Origin of the sequence: Pseudoalteromonas sp. Isolate3 (assembly GCF_022398505.1) — a bacterium.
In the GTDB taxonomy this organism is placed as follows: Bacteria; Pseudomonadota; Gammaproteobacteria; order Enterobacterales; family Alteromonadaceae; genus Pseudoalteromonas; species Pseudoalteromonas apostichopi.
In genome coordinates, this window is the sequence record NZ_JAKEVN010000161.1 from 1 (window position 1) to 6,238 (window position 6,238).

General features: G+C 38.8%; 5 protein-coding genes. 2 read left to right on the plus strand and 3 right to left on the minus strand.

The features are described 5' to 3' along the window. Window positions 1-19: 19 nt before the first annotated feature. The 3 genes from tyrR to bcsE all read right to left on the minus strand — a co-directional run bounded on the left by tyrR (window position 20) and on the right by bcsE (window position 5,046). On the minus strand, window positions 20-1,576 hold the full coding sequence (gene tyrR, locus L1D46_RS19235) for a transcriptional regulator TyrR (protein WP_178926761.1): 1,557 nt from the start codon (window positions 1,574-1,576) through the stop codon (window positions 20-22). 94 nt (window positions 1,577-1,670) lie between these two features. Next, complete coding sequence (bcsG, locus tag L1D46_RS19240; protein WP_239978058.1) at window positions 1,671-3,251, minus strand: cellulose biosynthesis protein BcsG; 1,581 nt, start codon at window positions 3,249-3,251, stop codon at window positions 1,671-1,673. A gap of 169 nt (window positions 3,252-3,420) precedes the next feature. Further along, window positions 3,421-5,046 carry a cellulose biosynthesis protein BcsE gene (gene bcsE / locus L1D46_RS19245; RefSeq protein ID WP_239978059.1) on the minus strand — a complete coding sequence of 542 codons (1,626 nt, stop codon included), beginning with the start codon at window positions 5,044-5,046 and terminating at the stop codon, window positions 3,421-3,423. 120 nt (window positions 5,047-5,166) lie between these two features. Here bcsE and bcsR point away from each other — a divergent pair, with 120 nt between their 5' ends. Both bcsR and bcsQ read left to right on the plus strand, forming a co-directional pair. Then, window positions 5,167-5,394 carry a BcsR/BcsP family cellulose biosynthesis protein gene (gene bcsR / locus L1D46_RS19250; RefSeq protein WP_239978060.1) on the plus strand — a complete coding sequence of 76 codons (228 nt, stop codon included), beginning with the start codon at window positions 5,167-5,169 and terminating at the stop codon, window positions 5,392-5,394. Then, window positions 5,391-6,110, plus strand: a complete 720-nt coding sequence (bcsQ, locus tag L1D46_RS19255; protein ID WP_239978061.1) for a cellulose biosynthesis protein BcsQ — start codon at window positions 5,391-5,393, stop codon at window positions 6,108-6,110. The genes bcsR and bcsQ overlap by 4 nt, the downstream gene beginning before the upstream one ends. Window positions 6,111-6,238: the final 128 nt, after the last annotated feature.

The following is a 6,238-nucleotide window of genomic DNA, read 5'->3' on the forward strand; positions in this document are numbered from 1 at the left end:
ATAAATTAAGTTAGTATCATTAAACCTTTACAGTCTTACGATTAATCCCATAATCTCGAAGCTTATTTGCTACTGCTGTATGACTTAAACCTAACCGCTTTGCAAGCTGACGAGAGCTTGGATAAGCAGGGTAAAGCTTGCGAAGTAAAGTCGCCTCAAAACGTTTTACCGCTTGGTCTAAGGTTCCTTCAAAGTCAGACTCAAGATAACCTAAATCATGGGTAAACGTTGGTAACTGCAGATGCTCAATACGCAATTCGTTATCATCTAACAACGACACAGCACGATAAATCGCATTTTCTAATTGGCGCACGTTACCTGGCCATGGGTAATCTTGTAAAAAACGTAAACAATCTTCAGACATTACAGGCACAGAATGACCATTTTGCTGGGCATACTTTTGAATAAAATGCTCAGCCAAAGGGCCAATATCTGCTTTTCTATCACGTAATGGCGCAATTTCAAGGGTTAACACGTTAATTCGATAGTAAAGATCTTCTCGAAATGTTCCTTCTTGGACCATTGCAGGTAAGTCTTTTTGTGTTGCTGCAATAATCCTCACATTAACTTTAACTTCGTTTTCATCACCGACCTTACGGAAGGTACCGTCTTGTAAAAAACGTAGTAACTTAGTTTGCAGCTGAGTCGACATTTCACCGACTTCATCTAAAAACACTGTACCACCATCAGCTTGCTCTAGCACACCACGTTTAGGTGCTGCATTCTCTTCATAGCCTGCATAACCAAATAATTCTGACTCAGCGACATCATCTGGCAAAGAAGCACATGATAAAGCGATAAATGGTTTTACTGAACGGTTTGATGCGTAGTGGCAAGCACGGGCGAGTAACTCTTTACCTGTGCCTGTTTCACCAGTAATGAGGATCGGCGCTTCAAGCTGTGCCATTTTGCGTGCTTCACGAACCACACGACGCATTGCAGTACTAAAATTATGTATAGTTGCAAAGCTTTCTTGCCCATAACGGCGAAACGCACTTACTTGCTGACCTAGTCTACTTTGTGATTTGATATTGATAACTGCACCGGCTAACACATCCCCTTCTGCACCTTGTGGTACTGAAATTGGCAGAATATCAGCAATAAAGTCTTCGCCAGCTACTTCGACACGCGTTGTTTGGCCAAGTACTTCTTTACCTTCTAACCAGCGAGTAAAGTTAAAGCCTTTAAGCAAGTTATTTATATTAGCGCCAATAACTTCACTTTCGGATAGTTGTAAGTCGCGACAAGCAGCATCATTACATAAACGCACCCACCCTTTAGCATCAATAGATATAACACCATCAGGTAATGCACGCAGTAATGTATTTAACTCATTATGCTCTCGCTCAGAAGGTAAGAATGCAGTCGTACGAACGTCTTTCACACCATCTATCAAGCGGATAGATGGCATAATTTTTTGGAATTGTTCAAATTCAATAGGCGGAAAGCTGACATACATTCGACAATTAATCGAATCTACTTCGATGCCTTTTAAATCAACTTGGTAACTCACCAAGATATTGAGAATCTCTTGTGCGATACCAATTCGGTCAGCACAGTGGATATCTAAACGCATTACATCCTCAAAAAACGGGAACCTATAGTATGAGAATGATACGCTAACTCCCTGCAACTGGGTAGTCTATTGTAAACAATTTTGGACAAATAACTTAATTAGTCGGGTACTTGGTCCATTCTCCACCATCTAATTGGATGTAAGGCTGCCCTTTTATATACATCATTACCGTATCTTCATTCTCGGCGACCTTGGCTGAAGTTGGTAAATTATCAAGCACTCGGTTAATTGGTACCGTCCCTTTGAACAAGTCAAGCTTCATCGTATTGTTGATTAACTCTGACAGTGAAAAATAACTCATTGTTTCATCGACGACATTCAGCCCCCCATGCTTTATATCAGGGCCGATGAATTTAACCGCAGTTGGCACTGAAACAATTGAAGGGCTCGGAATTTCGCGCAAACCAGAGAATTGTAGTTTATCACCCTGTAAGGCAGCCCCATGCTCTGGTACAACCACCAGCATTACATTTCGACCTTGTGCTTCTAACTCAGTTATAAACTTATCGATATCATTAAATAAGCGCTGTTGTCTAAGCGGATAGCTTTCAAAGCTATTCATACGTTCACGACCAGCAAGTTGATTACCATCGTGTAAGCTAATGGTGTTGTAATAAAGAGCCCTAGGCTGCTGACTTGTACCTTGTTTATTCAACCAGTTAGTGAGTATATCCGCATCAGAATAAATGGGTTTGCCATCAAACCCATATTGCGCAGCACTAAATTGACTAAAATCCAGTTTCGGCACAGAGACACCACCGTATTGTCTGATCAAACCAATAAAGTCATCAAAGTGACCATCGTGGTTAAGAGCAACGCTAGTCTTATAACCAAGTTCTGCAAGATTAGTGAATAACTGACATTGCTTGTCAACAGGTTTAAATAGTTGCTCTTGACTTGTTTGCCCACAACTTGCTCGTAACAAACGAATTGCCGCAGGACCACTGTACGAAGTTGCTGAATTAAATTGGCTAAACAAGATATCAAAATCAGCAAATAAGTTACGTGGCTCAACACCTATCGCTTTTAAATCGGCCGTCGCTAAAGAGCATATATTAAGCACAACAACATCAAATGGTTGACCATTAAATACATCTGGAAACTGGCTTTGTAGTAAGTTCTGTTGCTGGTAAAAGTCTTGAAGCTGTTGGTCGGGTGTCTTTTGTTTTGCAGAATCAGAGACTAAAATAGGTACTTGTTTTTGCATAGTTTGGCTATTAGTTGCCACTTGAGGCATAACCTCATTACCGGTAGCGACTCCCCCTAACCAATACGCATAAACAAAGCCGATGATTGATATACTGGTATAGCGCAACCATTTTACAGTTAACCAATAAAAAACCACCAAAGTGAAAAGTGCCAACACCATATCAAGACTGATGACACGCGCTGTAATTTCAAAAAAATAGCCAATACTGAAATCTTGTACATTACCGGCTTGCTTAGTGAGCCGAGAAATTGGAGGTAACCACGAATCGTAATATAACAAGGCCGCACCTACCACCACACTCACAGCGTGTTTAAAACGAGACAACCATATATGTTGAAAAGAGATAGCTAGAAAAGCAAAAAATGCTAAGTTTGCAATTAAATCAAAAGAAATGTCACCTCGGCTATACAGAACAAACTTAACTAAAAAGTATAAATTCCAAACACCTAATCCTGAAAGCCTCACTTGTTATCCTTCTTGTGTCGTTTTGGCGTATAAGGGGTTAATAATACATGCCTAAATGTTAATTTTCGGTATAGCACTACTGCTTTATTAAACAATGCCTTACCTATATTACTCAATAAAATACCGATAAGCATTGCAACAATAAAAGTGATAAAAAACTGATTTAAGCTCATGATAGATCACCTTTTAAGGTCACTTTTACTGGCTCGGATATTGGTCGAATCACTTTTTTGAATTCCGGTGTCTCTGTATTTAAAGTCGCTATATCTGAACCTTTTGCATCAAAAATATAACTCACATTTTCTTGTAATTGTTGAGTAAAATCAGTTATTTCAACATTTGCAAAATTACGTTGTATACGGCGACATTCTTGCTGAATATAAAAATGATCGGCAATGACATTTTTAGACATAAAAAAGTCACTCACCTGTAATTTAAATAAATGCTTAATCGCACTTTCTACATCATGCTCTCGACAAGCATGCAGATATAGATAAATCGTGCCATCTGCAAAACTAAAAATATCTCCTTCACGTTTCACATGAAATAAATGCAATGGGTGTATAGCATCAATGCGAGGTAAAAGCTCTAGCATAACAAGCACCCCACTTACACCAAGATTTGCCGCAGAATCGCTATGCTTGGTAACCTGCTGTGCAAACTTGGTGATTGGTAGATAGCCTTTTGCTAAGGTATTTTCACTGTATTTCAGAACATCATCAATTGATTTAGGGAGTGGTCTTGAAAATTGAAATCCTTGAATTGACTGAATTTGTGATAGCAAACGCGAAGGCTCAGAATAACTATATAAAATAAGGTTAACCCCTAAAGTTAAAAATAAGCACTCGTCCTGATGACGAATTATGCCATCAACATTTTGAATAACTAATTTCAGTCTGCGTCCACACTTTTTACGCAGAGAAAAGCAGTCTTTAGCTAACACTTTAAGGTCTGTGTAACGAGTAACCGCGAACACTAATGTGGCTGCCTTTTTAGTGAGCCCTTTTGAGTACAAAGTATCGTTATCTTCAATAGTTTTATAAAACACAGGTAGCTTAGTACCCTCAGGTACAGCACTCTGAGTTAGCCAAACTTCATCTTCATCTAAGTCTTGATCTGTTGGATCGGCGACTTCTGTGATCTCTTGCTCTTGTGCAATAACAGCCAGCTGACCATTATGAAGCTGCAAATTAACAGTGCGCCCAACAATGACACCTTCTTTATGGCACCAATAATCATATTCAAGTGTACGAATTGACGCTTCTTGGCTCATATAAATTAGCCCATCAAAAAAACGATTTAATGCTAGTAGCTGGCGCCTTAACTCACTGATGTAGGCTCCTGACATAAAAAAAACTAAAGTGACATTTTTTGACTGCGACAGAGATAAATAGAGTTTCAGTTTTACAGCTAGTTGCTGCTCATTGAGAGAAACCAAATCCTCTGAATCTATATGCACGATAACAGTACTGCTTTTAAGCTGATCATACTGTTTTAACTCGTTAATGACACCGCGAGAAAAATGCAAACTTTTTGCTACATTCTCATTGTAATGTAAATGGAATGGGTGCAGCACCTTTTGTTCGAACAATGAGAACAATACTTCATTACCCTCACCTTCAAAAAACGATTCTACTTGTTCGGAAAGCAAAAAAACCGGGGCTTTATGATTGGTTAATAGGTGCCTTGTTAACTCTAATAGCTGATTATCCAATGGGGCAAGGAAGGCGTAGTTTGCGCCTCGCTTTAGCTCAGAGAAAGTTCCGTTTAGTCCTGTAATATTTAAATGAGGCACCAACAAACCCTTAAAAAAGATACTTTAGTACTAGTTTTAAGTGCTATTCTATATATAATGCAGCCAGTGTCTATGAATTATAAACATTTTAATCTAATTTTTTCTCATTACGGTTTTTAGATGAATGACTTTGCAGTAAAAAAATCAAATACGTTAACTCAATACGACATTGAAGAGCTAGTTCGCCAATTTGGCGGCAAGGAAACGGATTATGTTGAAATTGTTGATGTTGAAAAAAATCGCAAAACGATTGAAAAGTACCCTTTGCTTAACGATATCGCATTAGCAACAACACAAACACAGAGCACGAAAAAAGTTAACAAAAACGCAATAAAGAATCATAAATGAAACGAGTTTTCTTGAAAGGTATTAAAGGTGGCACTGGTACAACATCTATTGTGGCCAACCTTGCTTGTGCTTTGAGAAAATCAAATGTGCCTGTGTATGCCATCGATTTAGATCCAAAAGGCGACTTAGGCCTACATCTTGGTCTTGCGTGGGAGCATCAGCTAGGCTGGAGTGATTACCCAAACTTTGCCTCTGCATGTGAGCAGTTTCACCAAGATAACGATGGTGTAAAGTTTTTACCCTATGGCAGCCGCTCGAACTTAGGATTAGACTTTTCAAGCATCATCGACAGTTGTCAGCAACTTAATGACAGCGATGACAGTTGGTTTGTATTTGATTGCCCTGCTCATGTTGATGCACTTAGATACCCACTTCATAAAGACGACATATTCCTTGAGATTATTAATTGTGATGCCATTTGCCACAGCTTTGCTTTCAAGCGTCTCAACACATTAAAACAAGCTGAATCATCATGGCAGCATTATTTTTTAACAAATAAATATAATTCAGCCTCTGAGCTTGAATCAGATTTATTGCAACTTTGGCAAACTGAATTGCCATTAATTGCTCCTTTATATATCAATAGAGATGAAGTTATCAAAGAAGCCACTGCGTTTCGTAATGTGGCAATTAATTGTGCGCCATATAGCGTTGCCAATGACGATTTTGAAACGCTAGCTGGTTGGCTTGTAAGCCGTGCGAGTCAGAATGAGTAATAATACAAGTTCAAACGGGGTTTCGCATCGCCTGCTCAAGGGCCTTTTAAGTTTGTTTTTAACGAAACAACTTGTGCGCTTTGTATTTATTAAATTTTATAGTTATTACAATCAGCATAAAATGAGCT

Excerpts from the sequence above, each read along its gene's own strand:
- tyrR (WP_178926761.1), bottom strand. The coding sequence starts at position 1,576 with ATGCGTTTAGATATCCACTGTGCTGACCGAATTGGTATCGCACAAGAG.
- bcsR (WP_239978060.1), top strand. The coding sequence starts at position 5,167 with ATGAATGACTTTGCAGTAAAAAAATCAAATACGTTAACTCAATACGAC.
- bcsQ (WP_239978061.1), top strand. The coding sequence starts at position 5,391 with ATGAAACGAGTTTTCTTGAAAGGTATTAAAGGTGGCACTGGTACAACA.